At 63.5% G+C, this 14,115-nt stretch carries 14 protein-coding genes; 9 read left to right on the top strand and 5 right to left on the bottom strand.

Going from position 1 to position 14,115, the window contains the following annotated elements; translation table 11 throughout:
• Positions 1-67: 67 nt before the first annotated feature.
• From ACX3P0_RS23335 to ACX3P0_RS23325, 3 genes are read right to left on the bottom strand one after another with little or no spacing between them, the layout of a single operon-like run.
• Positions 68-2,380 carry a xanthine dehydrogenase family protein molybdopterin-binding subunit gene (locus tag ACX3P0_RS23335; RefSeq protein WP_459092359.1) on the bottom strand — a complete coding sequence of 771 codons (2,313 nt, stop codon included), beginning with the start codon at positions 2,378-2,380 and terminating at the stop codon, positions 68-70.
• Complete coding sequence (locus ACX3P0_RS23330) at positions 2,373-2,837, bottom strand: (2Fe-2S)-binding protein (protein WP_459092357.1); 465 nt, start codon at positions 2,835-2,837, stop codon at positions 2,373-2,375. Before ACX3P0_RS23330 ends, ACX3P0_RS23335 begins: the two co-directional genes overlap by 8 nt.
• A 6-nt stretch (positions 2,838-2,843) precedes the next feature.
• The gene (locus ACX3P0_RS23325) at positions 2,844-3,710 is read right to left on the bottom strand and encodes an FAD binding domain-containing protein (RefSeq protein ID WP_459092355.1); all 867 of its coding nucleotides are present in this window, start codon (positions 3,708-3,710) and stop codon (positions 2,844-2,846) included.
• A 316-nt stretch (positions 3,711-4,026) separates the two neighbouring features.
• Between ACX3P0_RS23325 and ACX3P0_RS23320 the strand changes: the two genes are divergently transcribed.
• From ACX3P0_RS23320 to cofH, 9 genes are all read left to right on the top strand, one after another.
• Positions 4,027-4,989 carry a Bug family tripartite tricarboxylate transporter substrate binding protein gene (locus ACX3P0_RS23320; protein WP_459092353.1) on the top strand — a complete coding sequence of 321 codons (963 nt, stop codon included), beginning with the start codon at positions 4,027-4,029 and terminating at the stop codon, positions 4,987-4,989.
• Positions 4,986-5,459, top strand: coding sequence for a tripartite tricarboxylate transporter TctB family protein (locus ACX3P0_RS23315; RefSeq protein ID WP_459092351.1), 474 nt, complete (start codon positions 4,986-4,988; stop codon positions 5,457-5,459). Before ACX3P0_RS23320 ends, ACX3P0_RS23315 begins: the two co-directional genes overlap by 4 nt.
• Positions 5,460-5,545: 86 nt before the next feature.
• Positions 5,546-7,045 carry a tripartite tricarboxylate transporter permease gene (locus tag ACX3P0_RS23310; RefSeq protein WP_459092349.1) on the top strand — a complete coding sequence of 500 codons (1,500 nt, stop codon included), beginning with the start codon at positions 5,546-5,548 and terminating at the stop codon, positions 7,043-7,045.
• Positions 7,046-7,153: 108 nt separating this feature from the next.
• Positions 7,154-7,612, top strand: coding sequence for a MarR family winged helix-turn-helix transcriptional regulator (locus ACX3P0_RS23305; protein ID WP_459092347.1), 459 nt, complete (start codon positions 7,154-7,156; stop codon positions 7,610-7,612).
• Positions 7,613-7,628: 16 nt separating this feature from the next.
• The gene (gene npdG, locus ACX3P0_RS23300) at positions 7,629-8,285 is read left to right on the top strand and encodes an NADPH-dependent F420 reductase (RefSeq protein WP_459092345.1); all 657 of its coding nucleotides are present in this window, start codon (positions 7,629-7,631) and stop codon (positions 8,283-8,285) included.
• 24 nt (positions 8,286-8,309) lie between these two features.
• Positions 8,310-9,059, top strand: coding sequence for a coenzyme F420-0:L-glutamate ligase (gene cofE / locus ACX3P0_RS23295; RefSeq protein WP_459092344.1), 750 nt, complete (start codon positions 8,310-8,312; stop codon positions 9,057-9,059).
• Positions 9,056-10,024, top strand: coding sequence for a 2-phospho-L-lactate transferase (cofD, locus tag ACX3P0_RS23290; protein WP_459092342.1), 969 nt, complete (start codon positions 9,056-9,058; stop codon positions 10,022-10,024). Before cofE ends, cofD begins: the two co-directional genes overlap by 4 nt.
• Complete coding sequence (gene cofC, locus ACX3P0_RS23285; protein WP_459092340.1) at positions 10,021-10,722, top strand: 2-phospho-L-lactate guanylyltransferase; 702 nt, start codon at positions 10,021-10,023, stop codon at positions 10,720-10,722. Before cofD ends, cofC begins: the two co-directional genes overlap by 4 nt.
• Positions 10,719-13,181: a 5-amino-6-(D-ribitylamino)uracil--L-tyrosine 4-hydroxyphenyl transferase CofH gene (gene cofH, locus ACX3P0_RS23280; RefSeq protein ID WP_459092338.1), complete on the top strand. Its 2,463-nt coding sequence runs from the start codon at positions 10,719-10,721 to the stop codon at positions 13,179-13,181. The genes cofC and cofH overlap by 4 nt, the downstream gene beginning before the upstream one ends.
• Here cofH and ACX3P0_RS23275 read toward each other — a convergent pair.
• Positions 13,178-13,528 (bottom strand): transposase, encoded by a 351-nt coding sequence (locus tag ACX3P0_RS23275; protein ID WP_459092336.1) that lies wholly within the window; start codon positions 13,526-13,528, stop codon positions 13,178-13,180. The genes cofH and ACX3P0_RS23275 overlap by 4 nt on opposite strands.
• Positions 13,529-13,910: 382 nt before the next feature.
• On the bottom strand, positions 13,911-14,115 hold a 205-nt coding region (locus ACX3P0_RS23270; protein ID WP_459092334.1), incomplete at its 5' end, for a hypothetical protein.

Genomic DNA, 14,115 nt, shown 5'->3' with positions numbered 1-14,115 from the left:
GCCAATTTCCTTGTTGTCGTCGTGATGAAAAACGGCGGCGGGCTTTCGCCGGCCTGTTCGTGGCTTCTTACCGAGGGTCGGGCGAATGGATGAGACGCCAGATTCGCCCCGGTGAAAAGGGAAGGTGGCACGGCTCGACGGAATAGCTCCGCAGGGCGGCGGCGATCGCGTTGCCTAGCGCTCCGCCGACCGCGATCAGCCCGCCCTCCCCGGCACCCTTGGCGCCTAGCGGGTTGTTCGGGCATGGCCTCAGCCCGAGCGAGACGGACCGCGGCGCAGGAAAGTCGGTCGCCGTGGGCAGGAGATAGTCGGCGAATGTTCCCGTCAGAAGCTGCCCGCTTTCATCGTAGACGAGTTCCTCGAGGAAGGCGCTGCCGAAACCCTGAACGGCAGAGCCCAGGACCTGGCCATGCAGCGTGGCGGGATTGATCACCCTGCCGACATCCTCGACCGTGCAGTAGTCGAGGATCTCGACATCGCCCGTCTCCGGATCGACCGCCACATGCGCGGCATGGGTTCCGTAGCTGTAGGTATGCTTCGAGTTGGAAAAACTGTGTTCGACGACAATCGGCGCGTCGCTCAATCCGGCCAGCGCGATCGTCTCGCCACGGACCGTCAGCACGCCATCACGAACGATCACCTCTTCAGCGGAGCAACCTACCTTCGCGGCGGCATGTTCGCGGATGGACTGAAGAAGAAGCCCGCACCCTTCCAGCACCGCCGATCCGCCCATGACGGTGGAGCGCGAATGGAACGAGCCGAAACCCTCTTTCACGAGATTGGTCGACCCGTGAAAGATGGATATCCTGTCCATGGGCAGCCCGAGCGCGTCGGCCGCGATCTGACACAGCACCGTCTCCAGCCCCTGGCCCAGTGCCGACGATCCCGCATAGACCGACACGGTTCCATCGGTTTCAAGCACGATGCGCGCACCTTCGCGCGGCCCGGCGGCCCCGCCTTCGATGAAGCATCCAAGCCCGAGGCCATGATAGCGGCCGTCGATCAGCTTTCCCTGGAATTTCTGCTTGCCCGCCCAGTCGAACTCCGCGATGCAGCGGTCGAACACCTCCGCATAGGCCCCGCCATCGCACTGGGTTTCCGACGACGGATCGGCATGCGCCATCCGTGCCAGCTTGTAGGGCATCTTTTCCTCGGCGATCAGGTTGCGCCTGCGGATGGCCGCGGGGTCGATGCCGAGATCGCGGGCGGCCATGTCGATAAGCCGCTCGAAGAAGAACGTGCCCTCGAAGCGTCCGGGCCCCCGATAGGTGCCGGCCGGTGTCTTGTTCGTTACAAGCACACGCGCATCGAGTTCGATGTTCGCCACGTCGTAGGGGCCCGCGCAGAACTGTGCGACGTTGCGCGGGGCCGTGAAGCCGTTGGTGCGCACATAGGCGCCGATATCCACATTGATCACCCCGCGCAGGCCGACGATGGTGCCGTCGGCGTCGCAGGCGATCTCGATTTCGGCATCCATCTCGCGCGCATGGTTCGTCGCCAGGAAATGCTCGCGGCGATCCTCGATCCAGCGCACCGGGCGCGAGACATGGCGAGACGCGAAGGGGATGAGATAATCTTCGGGGTAGAATTCTCCCCTGGCGCCGAAGCCCCCGCCGACGTCGACCTCGATGTAATCGACGTCGTCTCGCGAGAGACCGAAGAATTCGGCGAGCAGATTGCGATTGAAGAAAGCGACCTTGGCCGCGCCATAGACGGACAGCGTACCGGCGGCCGCGTTCCAGTCGGCGAGCAAACCGCGCGTCTCCATCGGCGAGGCCATGTGCCGCTGCACGCTGAAGCTTTCCCGGCGCGTATAATGCGCGGTGTCGAACGCCTTGCCGGTATCGCCCTGTCGCGCCTGCATCGTGTAGGCGAGATTGGTTCGCGTCTCTCCGAACAGAATGATTTCGTCGGAGGCGGCCGCCTCGGTCGTGACGACCGGCGTCAGGTCCTCGTAGTCGAGGTCGATGAGTTCCAGTGCGTCCTCGGCAATAGCCGGATCGTCGGCGACCACCACGGCGATCGGCTCGCCGACATAGCGCACCCGATCGCTCGCGATGACGGGCTGGAGATAAGGCACACCTTCCGGCAGCACCTGCTGGCGAAGCGGGATCATCGGGATGTCGGCGCCGATATCCTCATGCGTAAGGACGGCAACGACGCCAGGCAATTTGCGGGCCGCTTCCACGTCGATGCGGCGAATGAGGGCATGGGCGACCGGGCTGCGGAAAAGCACTGCGCTGAGCGCATTCTGCGCCACCACGTCGGCGACGAATGTCCCGCGACCGCGAAGGAGCCTGTCGTCCTCGATACGCTCCACGGGACTGCCGACATAGCTGTTGCCGGCCTTCCCGGGCCAGGATGCACCGACCTTATTCATAGGAACTTCTCGCGTCGAGCGCCGCCTGTACGATTGGCTGGTAGCCGGTGCACCGGCAGAGATTTCCCGAAAGGACGTCCCTGATGCGACTTTCGTCGGCGCTAGGTTCTGCCGACAGAAGCGCGTGTATCGTCATCAGCATTCCCGGCGTGCAGAAGCCGCATTGCAGGGCGTGGTTGCGCTTGAAGGATCCCTGCAGCGCCGACAGCGGGCCGTCCCCCGCCAGCCCCTCGACGGTCACGATCTCGGCCTCGTGCGCCTGGACGGCAAGCATGAGGCACGAGCGGACCGCCTTGCCGTCGACGGAAACCGTGCAGGCGCCGCATACGCCGTGTTCGCAGCCCAGATGCGTCCCGGTCAGCCCCAACTTGCCGCGCAGGCAATCTGCCAGGGTCATGCGGTCGGAAACGTCCAGGCTGGCCGGCGAACCGTTTATCCTGATTTCAATCGTCGTCATGCAACCTCAGTCCACCGCAGCCATCGTCAGCGCGCGGGCGATCATCGTTTTCAGAAGCGCTCGCCGGTAGAAGGCGTCGCCTTGAATATCGGCATGCACCTCGACCGCTTCCGCGCCCGCCTCGGCAGCCGCCCGGAAAACCTCCGGCGTCGGCTTTCGCCCGTCGAGAAAGGCTTCCGTTTCCGTCAGCCTTACCGCGGTATCGGCCAGTCCGAACGCGACGGCGGACGGATTGGCGATGCGGCCATCCGGAGCGATGTCGAAATGCACTGTGGCACCGGCCAGGGCAAAGTCGCCCTGGCGGCGCGCATATTCCTTGAAGCCGAAACGGCGCCCCTCCGGCCACGCCGGAAAGACGATGCGCGTAATGATCTCGTCTTCATCGAGAGCGGTCACGAGCGGCCCGAAGAAGAACGCATGGGCCGGGATGATGCGCGGACCGTTGGAGCCCATGACGTGGATGGCGGCGCCGCAACTCAAGGCCACGGCCGGAAATTCCGCTGCCGGATCGGCATGGGCGAGACTCCCCCCGACAGTGCCCCGGTTGCGGATCTGATAATGGGCGATATGCCGTACGGCTTCCTGAAGGAGCGGATGAGCCGCATTCAGCCGGGCATCCTGCTCGATGGCTGCCCAGGTGACCCGCGCGCCGAGACATATCCCGTCTTCGATTTCGATCCGGTCGAGACCGGGAACATTCTTCAGGTCGATAAGAAGTTCTGGCGCCACCAGACGATAGGCCATCATCGGTACGAGACTTTGGCCGCCACTGATGATCTTGCCGGCTCCGTCGCTTGCCGCGAGCAGCGCCACGGCATCCTCAAGACTCTTCGGGCTTTCATACTGGAAGTTCGGCAACTTCACTTCGCTCACCCTGTCCATCTCTGGCCGTCAATCGAAGCGCTGCCGTCGATGCATCCCTGATCGTTCCGAAATGCGGTACAATGTACCAAATTCTATGTTGACCGGAAACCAATGTCAATTACCGGGCATGCTCCGACCATTGGCGGCAAGCCATCCCTGCTCGGGTCTGCTCTTCGTCATCGTGCCACAGTCGTCCGCTCGGTGACGCGGCGAGCATCATCATCGATGCTGCCATTGCCGAATAGCCCTTGACACCCTCAGAACCAGATAGGATAGTTTTCCAGGGACGCTGTTCCGGTATTAGAGACAAGATTGGGAGACTATTATGCGACTTTTGCTGCGCAGTTTTTCCTTCGCTGTCGCGACAGCCCTCTTGGGTGGGTTTTCCGTTGGCGCCGCCAGCGCCGAGGATTTTCCGACGCGTCCGATCTCGCTGATCGTGCCTTATAACGCTGGTGGGCAGACCGACGTGGCAGGCAGGGTCATAGCGGAGGGCCTGACCGAACAACTCGGCCAACGGGTTTCGGTGCTCAACAAGCCCGGCGGCGGCGGCGTCGTCGGCACGGCGGAACTCGCCACGTCCAAGCCCGACGGATACACGCTCGGCCTGGCGACATCGACGCCCATGGTGCAGAAGCCGAATATTTCCGACACGCCGTATACGGTGGATAGCCTCGACTACATTTGCCGGGTCAACAACAATCCGCTCATGTTCGCCGTCAAGAAGGGGTCCGCCATCAAGAGCGTCAAGGACCTGGTGGACCTGGCCAAATCCGGCCAGCGGATCACCTACGGTTCCAGCGGTGAGGCCTCGGTCCAGCACATAGCGATGACGCGCTTTGGAAAACAGGCCGGGATCGAACTCGTGCATGTTCCCAGCACGGCCGATACCGAGAACCTGCGCAACATTCTCGCCGACGTGCTGACGGGATCGCTGATCCCCGCGAGTGTGGTCATCGCCAATGCCGACACGATCCAGCCGATCGGCCTGATGGACACCGAGCGTCTGCAGAGGTTCCCCGACGTGGAAACGTTCCAGGAGGCGGGCTTCGACGTGACCGCAGCCGTGTGGGGGATTCTGGCTGCCCCGAAGGGCCTCGGGGAGCCGGTGCTGGCTAAGCTGCGCAAGGCTTGCGGCGAGGCGCAGTCGCAGGATACCTTCAAGGAGCAAATCATGAAACTCGGCATGGAGCCGGCGTACCTCGACGGGGATGACGCGCGCGCCGCCGTGCAAAAAGAGAACGAGGCCTCGCTCGCCGTGCTGAAAGAACTTGGATACGCCAAGTGAGCAATCGACCGGCAGAGGGCGGCGCCACCCATTTCGGTAGCGCCGCTTCCCGGGTCGTCGGGGCGGCCGTCACGCTGCTGGCGTTGACGGTCATCGGTCTTGGCGGCCTCATACGCCCCGACAGGATGGGCGATTTCTTCTCGGCCACTTCTGCGGGCCTCATGCCGACAATGGTGCTGCTGGCAATGGCCGTTTGCGGCGTAGGTTTGGCGCTGTGGCCGGATGCGACGCGCATGAAGCGCTTCTCCGCGCGGTTCGTCGGTGTCAAGCTGCTCGCGCTCCTGTATCTCTTCTTCTACACTTGGGCCCTTTCGGCGTGGGGTTGGTGGCAAGCCTCTCTGTTCCTGCTGGCCTCTCTGCCGTTGCTGGCCGGCTACCGGAACCTTTTGGGAATAGCGGCCTCGGTCGTTCTCGTGCTGGCCAGCATATGGGCGGTCTTCGTCTTCGGCATCGGGGCACCGCTGCCTTAGCGGCAGCGAGACCTGGACGACTTTCACGCAAAGCAGCCGTGCGGGTCCAGAGCCGAGGCCCCGTTATCGAGAATTAGGGTGATGCAATGAATGACCTGTATTCGGCGTTCGCGATGCTGGCGCAATTCAATTCGGTCATTGCCCTTTTGATCGGTATCGTGGGCGGGATCATAATCGGGGTGATCCCCGGTCTTGGGCCTTCGATCGCCATTGCCATGGCAATACCGTTCACCTTGAACATGGAGTTGGCGCCCAGTATCGCGCTGCTCATGGGGCTCTATTGCGCGTCCATCTACGGCGGCGCGATAACAGCCATTATCGTGAACGTTCCAGGCACGCCTGCGTCAGCCGCGACAGCGCTTGACGGGTATCCCATGGCCAAACGCGGCGACGGCGATATAGCCCTCACGGTAGCGACCCTGGCATCGGGGATCGGCGGTTTCTTCTCGCTGATCATTCTCATGCTGCTGGCGCCGATCCTTGCGGCTTTCGCGCTGCGATTCGGCCCGATCGAGATGTGCTTGGTCGCCCTCTTCGCCCTCGTCTGCATCATCATGCTCGATCGCAAGATCATCATGCGGGCCATGATCGCGGCGCTGATCGGCATCCTCCTGGCCATGGTCGGGCCAGACCCGGTTACGGGAGCCACGAGACTGACATTCGGCGTGTTTCTTCTGTCGGCCGGCGTGCCGCTGGTTCCGTTGCTGATCGGCCTTTTTGCGATAACGGAAGTCGTCTTCGAACTCACCTCCGCCAAAAGCTCGGGCGCCATCAAGTTTCCGCGGATCGGCGTGCGCCTGCCCGAGCCGCAGGACCGCAAGCGCACGGCCTGGGTCGTTTTCAAGTCCTCCATCATAGGCACGGCTGTCGGCATTCTACCCGGCGCGGGTCCCACCGCCGCCTCCTTCGTCAGCTATTCGGAAGCGAAGCGAAGCTCGCCGCACCCCGAGACTTTCGGCAAGGGGAACGCCGAAGGTGTCGCCGCCTCGGAATCGGCAAACAACGCCGTGGTCGGCGGCGCGCTGGTCCCTTCTCTTTCGCTCGGCATTCCAGGCGACCCGATCACCGCCCTCATTCTCGCAGCCCTGGTGCTGCAAGGCGTCATCCCCGGTCCACGTCTCTACGTGGAACACTACGATATGGTCCTCTACATCCTGATCACGCTCTTCATCGCAAATCTGGGCATAATCGTCTTCGGCCTGATGGGCACGCATCTATGGACACGCGTGCTGCAGGTTCCGACCCAGTTGCTGATGGCCGGAGTGGTGGTCTTCGCCACCATCGGCACCTTCTCCGTCAACAATTCCCTGTTCGACCTCTACCTCATGGTCGGCGCCGGCCTTCTGGGCGTGCTGTTGCGCCTGGCCGCGATCCCGGTGACGCCGCTCATCATCGGCTTCGTGCTGGGGCCGCTGATCGAGATCAATCTACGGCAGTCCATGATCCTCTACGGCGACGACTGGCTGGTTTTCTGGCACAGGCCGATCGCCGGCGGCATTTTGCTGGTCACCCTGGCAATCATCTTCCTGCCGGTCATAAAGCGGCTTCTCACCCGTCGCATGTCTCCCCCGGAGGAGGCGTCCTAAGCCCTTCGGCAAACTTGCCGCGACAATTGATGCCGATTGACGGTGCCTAGTATATAAGGTACCTTATATAAGGGTGTTTATAAACGACTCGGAGCTGGCGATCCCACCATGGATATCAGAGAAATAAGCCTTCGTCTGAAGCGCGTGCAGCAGGGCAAGCAGAGTGCCGTCGACGCCGCGCTCTCCAGCCTTGAGAGCAGCCTGTCGCAATGGGTCGTCCTGCGCCGCATCCGCACGCTGCCGGGTGCATCCGCGCACGATCTGGCACAGGCTTCGTTCCAGACCGACCAGTCCTTCGGCGCGCTGGTCAGGCGTCTCATCGAACGCGGACTGGTGGCGAGAAAGCCCGGCCGAGGGCGCGCAACCATGCACACGCTTAGCCCCAAGGGTGAGAAACTTCTCGACCGGTGCGAGCCGATCGTGGTCGCGACGCTGCGAAAGCATTTTTCCGCGCTGTCGGCGGAAGAATTGCTGCAACTGGGCCAGCTCCTGAAAAAAGCGCTACAGGAGCCCGCCACAGACCCGGCTTCAGGGATCCGGACGGCCGCCTTGAAGCGTCAAACGTAAAACAGGATATTCAGGCATGAATGAACGACCATTGATCGGGATCATCGGCGGGACAGGGGATCTGGGCTCCGGCCTTGCGTTGCGCTGGGCGCAGGCGGGCTATCGGGTCGTCGTGGGTTCGCGCTCCGCCGAAAAGGCCGAGGCCTTCGCGAAGGAAGCCAACGCGGTCAATGGGACCTCGATCGAGGGCGTTGCGAACGCGGATGCCGCGGCCATGGCCGACATCGTCGTGATCGCCGTGCCGTTTTCCAGCCACGACCAGACGCTGGAAGAAATCAAGGGTGTGGTCGAGGGCAAGATCGTGGTCGACGCGGCGGTGCCGCTGATGCCGCCGAAAGTGGCGACGGTGCAGCTTCCTGCGGAAGGAAGCGCGGCCGTGATCGCGGCGCGCATCCTGGGAAGCGGGGTCAAGGTCGTCTCGGGGTTCCATAATGTGGGAGCGTCCAAGCTGCATGCAGGCAAGCCGGTCGGCTGCGACGTGCTGATCTTCGGCGACGACAAGGAGGCCAAGCAGGCGGTGGTACCGCTTGCCGAAGCCATCGGCTCGCGCGGCATCGACGGCGGCGTGCTGGCGAATTCGGCGGCGGCCGAGGCGATGACGTCGATACTCATCGGCATCAACCGGCGCTATAAGGTCGACGGTGCCGGCATCAAGATCACCGGACTGGGCTGAGACGCGAACGCTCAGATGTCCCCAATGCAGATCATCGCCCTGACAGGCATACCGCCGATATCCTCGAAATCCGATCTGGCGTTCGAGATCGAGGCGGCCATCGCGCGGGTCGGGCAGCGGCTGGAGGAAGGAGATATCCTCGTCGTCGCGCAGAAGATCGTCAGCAAGGCCGAGGGGCGCCTGAAGAGACTGAGCGAATTCACGCCGTCGCAACAGGCGCTCGACCTGTCGGGAAAAGTCCGCAAGGATCCGCGTTACGTCGAGGCCGTCCTGTCCGAAAGCCGAGCGGTGCTGCGCGCGGTACCCGAGGTCCTGATCGTCGAGCATCGGCTCGGCCACATCATGGCCAATGCGGGGATCGACCAGTCGAACGTCGAAGGCGACGACGAATCCGTTCTGCTGCTTCCAGTCAATCCGGACGGTTCCGCGCACAGACTGCGTGAGAAGCTGAGCCCTGGTGCGGCACCTGGCATCGCCGTCGTGATTTCCGACAGCTTCGGACGGCCCTGGCGCATCGGCACCACGGGGGTGGCCATAGGCATCAGCGGCTTGCCGGCCGTCGTGGACATGCGCGGACAGCCCGACATGTTCGGACGCATCCTAAGGGCCACCGAAATCGGGCTCGCGGACTCCGTGGCAACGGCCGCGGTGCTTGCCATGGGCGAGGGCGCCGAAGGGGTGCCCGCGGCCATCCTGCGCGGACTTTCCTGGCAGGAGAGCACGCAGCGCGCGGCCGATGGACTTCGCGACGCGAGCGGAGATCTTTTCCGATGAGCCCCGCGGTTCTTCCCGCCCATGGACGCGTGGTCGCGCTTTGCGGCGGCATCGGCGGCGCGAAGCTGGCCTATGGCCTGTCCCGGATACTGCCCCCTGAAAACCTCACCGTGATCGTCAACACGGGCGACGACTTTTGCCATTTCGGCCTGCATGTGAGCCCCGACGTCGATACTGTGACCTATACGCTGGCCGAACGCGCCAACACCGTGACCGGGTGGGGCCGCGAAGGCGAAAGCTGGCGCTTCATGGAAGCCATCCGCGAACTTGGCGGGCCCGATTGGTTCAATCTCGGCGACATGGACCTCGCAACCAAGGCTTACCGTACGCAGCGCCTTGCAGAAGGCGCGCGGCTGACGGATGTCACGACCGAGATCGCCCGCTCGCTCGGCGTGTTCTGCACGATAATGCCGGCCACAGACGATCCGGTGCCGACCGTCGTGGAGACGCCGGATGGGCCAATGCCCTTCCAGCATTATTTCGTCCGCCACCGCTGGCAGCCCGTCGTGCGCGCCCTCAATCTGGATGCCGCCCGAAAGGCGCAGCCGACGCGCGAGGCGCTGGACGCATTGCGACAAGACGATCTTGCAGCGATCGTGATCTGTCCTTCCAATCCCTATTTGTCGATCGACCCGATGCTTGCGCTGCCCGGCATCCGCGAAGCATTGGTTGCGTCCTCCGCGCCGGTTGTCGCCGTTGCGCCGCTGGTCGGTGGCGAGGCGATCAAGGGCCCGCTGGCAAAGATGATGGGGGAATTGGGGCTGGATGTATCCCTGCAGACGATAGCCGATCATTACGCCGACTTCCTCGACATTCTGGTGGCCGATATCGAAGATCGCGACGTCCCGGTTTCCAGTCCTTCGCTCTTCCACGCGCAGACGGTCATGGCCGGCGCTCAGGATCGCATCGCGCTTGCCAGGGAGGTTCTGGCAATCGCGCAAGACGCAAAAGTGCGGCGACCATGAGGTACGAAGGCTACTGGGCGCTCATCCCCCTCAAGGCGGCCGCCGAGGCAAAGACACGACTTGCCGGTCTCCTGGACGCGGGGCAGCGGGCCAGCCTGCAACAGGCAATGCTGGAAGATCTGCTCGAAGGGTTGGCCGACTCCCGATTGCTCTCGGGCCTGGCAATCTACGGTCCGGAACCTGTACGCGGCCCGTGCGCGACCAATCCCGACCTGGTCCATCTGCGCCAGCCCGCCGATGCGCGCGACCTTAACGCCGCCGTGACGGACGGCGTGTGCCGGCTCGTTCGTGGCGGCGCCGGGGTCATCGCGGTTCTCCCGGGCGATCTGCCCCTGATCGAAGGCGAAGAGCTCGATCATGCGCTGTCGGACGTCGCTGCTCGCGGCCATTGCGCAATTATCCCGGATCGTTGGCGCGAAGGCACCAACGGTATCGTGTTTCCAGCTGCTGCGCAGCTACGGTTTGGCTTCGGCCTCCAGAGCTTCCAGCGCCATCTCGGCGATGGCGGCGAGGGAACGGCCTGGCCGCGCGAGGCGCTCGACCTTGCATCCTTCGCGGGCGACATAGATACGGCCGAAGACCTAACCGCTTTCTGCCTTGACCAGCGAGGGTTGCGCGGGCGACACACGCGCGCCGTCATCGACGCGATAACCCCTGCACCGGCCGCGACCCCTGTCGTAGAGGAGATTGGCTTATGAGCTTTCCACCGATTGCACATTGGACCGACCGGCTGCTCGCGGGCGGCAGGCTCGACGAGGGCGAAGCGGCGGTGCTGGCGGACTGCGACGCGCTGGCGGAACTGACGACCACCGCCCGGACGATCCGCGACTTCGGTCACGGCGATCTGGTATCGGTCTCGCGCAAGGTGTTCATCCCGCTGACCGAGCTTTGCCGCGACGTGTGCCACTACTGCACCTTCGCCAAGGCGCCGCGCAATTGCCGCTCCGCCTATATGCGGCCTGAGGAGGTACTGGACATCGCCCGCCGTGGTGTCGAAGCGGGGTGCGACGAGGCGCTCTTCACGCTCGGCGACAAACCCGAATTGCGCTATGCGATCGCGCGATCCGAACTGGCGGAACTCGGCCACGAAACCACGATCGGCTATTTGCGCGAGGTGGCGCAAATGGTCTTGGAGCAGACCGGCCTGCTGCCGCATATAAATGCCGGCGTCATGACGGAGGCCGAAATCGCCTCGCTGCGGGCGGTTTCCGCCTCGCAAGGCATCATGCTCGAAACCGCCGCTTCACGGCTTGGCGAACGCGGGATGCCGCATTTCGGCTCTCCCGACAAGCATCCCGAAGTGAGGCTCGAAACGATTGCCGCCGCCGGTCGCGCGCGGGTGCCGTTCACGTCGGGGATCCTCATCGGCATCGGCGAAACGCGGGCCGAGCGTATCGATTCGCTCCTGAAACTGCGTTCGCTGCACGAGCGTTACGGGCACATTCAGGAGATCATCATCCAGAATTTCCGGGCAAAGCCCGGCACGAGGATGGCCAACGCCCCGGAGCCGTCGCTGGACGACCAGCTTTGGACCATCGCCGTCGCGCGTCTAATCTTCGGGCCTCATATGTCGATCCAGTCGCCGCCCAACCTGCGCGCCGACGGGCTCAAGGCGCTGGTGGATGCGGGCATCAACGACTGGGGCGGCGTATCGCCGGTCACCGCCGACCATGTGAATCCCGAGGCGCCCTGGCCCGAACTGGAACGGCTGGCCGCCGAAACGGCACAGGCCGGCAAGACACTCGTTCCCCGGCTTGCGGTCTATCCGGCATGGGCTAAGGCCGGTGAACGCTGGCTTGCGCCCGGACCGCTCAAGGCCACCCTTCGGCGCCAGGATACCTCAGGCTTCGCTTATGAAAGCCGCTGGCGGGTCGGCAGGGACGATCATGCACATCGTTTTCCGGTCTCCCCTGCCGCATTGATGAAGACCGGGCCCGTCGCCCGCGCCATCGACGCTGCGGTTGCGGGCAAGCGGCTCGACGAAGACCAGATCGTCGCATTGTTCGAAGCGCGGGGCGCGGCCGGCGAGGCGCTGTTCGAGGCGGCCGACAATTTGCGCCGGGAGACGGTCGGGGACGAGGTCGGCTATGTCGTGACGCGCAACATCAACTACACCAATGTGTGCACCTATGGCTGCACCTTCTGCGCTTTCTCCAAGGGCAAGACCGCCGAGCATCTGCGTGGACGGCCCTATGACCTCGAGCTTTCCGAAATCTCCCGGCGCGTCAGCGAAGCGTGGGAACGCGGCGGCGTCGAGGTGTGCATGCAGGGCGGCATCCATCCCGACTATACGGGGGAAACCTATCTGGAAATCTGCCGGACGGCGAAGCGGGCCGTGCCGCAGATCCATGTCCATGCCTTCTCGCCGCTGGAAGTATACCACGGAGCGACGACGCTCGGCCTCACCGTCACCGCGTTCCTGGAACGGCTGAAGCAGGCGGGCCTCGGCAGCCTCCCCGGCACCGCAGCCGAGATCCTCGACGACGAGATTCGCGACAAGCTCTGCGCGGAAAAGCTGTCCACCGGCCAGTGGCTCGAGATCATAGAAGCCGCCCACAAGTCGGGGCTGCGCACGACCGCGACGATCATGTTCGGCCATATCGAGCGGTATGAGCATTGGGCACGCCACCTGCTGCGTATTCGCGACCTGCAGGAGCGCACCGGTGGCTTCACTGAGTTCGTCCCCCTGCCCTTCGTGCATATGGAGGCGCCGGTCTATCTGCGCGGCGGTGCGAGGCAGGGGCCGAGCTTTCGTGAATCGGTTGCCATGCACGCCGTCTCGCGGCTGGTCTTGAACCCCTTGATCCCCAATATCCAGGTGAGCTGGGTGAAGATGGGCGGCGAGGGCATTCGTGCTGCGTTGCGTGCGGGCGCCAACGACCTTGGCGGCGTCCTGATGGACGAATCGATCAGCCGCGCCGCCGGCACCGTCCACGGCCAGGAATACGCACCCTACAAGATGGAAGAGACGATCCGCGAGGCAGGGCGCATCCCGCGCCAGCGCACGACGTTCTACGGCACGCCGCCGCAGGCGCAGCGACGGCGGTCGCATCAGGCCCCGCCGCTTGCCGAAAAGGTGCAGGCATCGGCGCAGAAATATGCGCGCGTCGGCAGCCTCAAGGCGAGGCTGGATGCCGCCGCGCCCATCAATAACTAGGGCCAATCGACATTCATCGTATCCAGATCATGGCGGCGACGAGGTGGACGATGCCGGAGAAGTGGATTGTGCGGCGATCGTAGCGCGTGGCGCACCGACGAAAGTGTTTGAGGCGATTGAAGCATCGCTCGATACGGTTGCGGTGCTTGTAGAATGTCAGTGTCGAGCGGGATGACGACCTTGCGGTTGCGCTTGGAGGGGATCACCGCCTCGGCCTTCATGTCGGCGATGCGCTGACGTAAATCATTGCTGTCATAGGCTTTGTCGGCGAGCACGGCACCGGCTTCCTGGCCTTCGAGAGCGGCGGTGATGTCACGGGCCTGGCCCGGCGTGATCAGAAACCGCAACGGACGGCCCAACGCCTGATCCTTGGCCCCCTTTTCCGGTCGCTGCCTGCTGGTGGGCGCGAACGACAGTGCTATCGAGCATCAGGTATTTGTTGTCGCGGTCTGCAGCGCGTCGAACAACCTGGGCCACCGCCCCGACAAGCGGCGTGCTGTAGATGTAGCCTACGCGGGAGGGAACACGCCGCGCATCGCTTGAATCCACCACGCCGTGTCGGTGGTTATATGATCAAAATTGACCATATCGAGTCGGCTAGACTGCGTGTTTCAGTAATTCCCGGACAGGGTTTCCGGTAAACCCCGGACAGCGATTGGTAGTGTCTCAGTTTGAAATATGTGGAAACGCCTATCGCGTTTGATCCCATAGGCCAAAGCGCCTATATGCTTAGCGGAAAGCATGGGCCGGAGCCGTATGGAAACCAAAGATATCCTCGCGATCATGTTCGCCACCGTTGCCATCGTTGGCGTAGTTGGAGGCGTAGTAAATTGAGAGCGGCGGTGCAAAAGTCGGCCACGGTAACGGCGCGCTAATCTCGCCGTAGGGGCGGAGTAAAATCCGGCCACCTATCTTCCTTCTGCATTGAACGCAG

The sequence above is a fragment of the Mesorhizobium sp. A556 genome, from assembly GCF_054489545.1.
The sequence above is the reverse complement of the archived record's forward strand: the minus strand, read 5'-3'. Positions and strand labels throughout refer to the sequence as shown.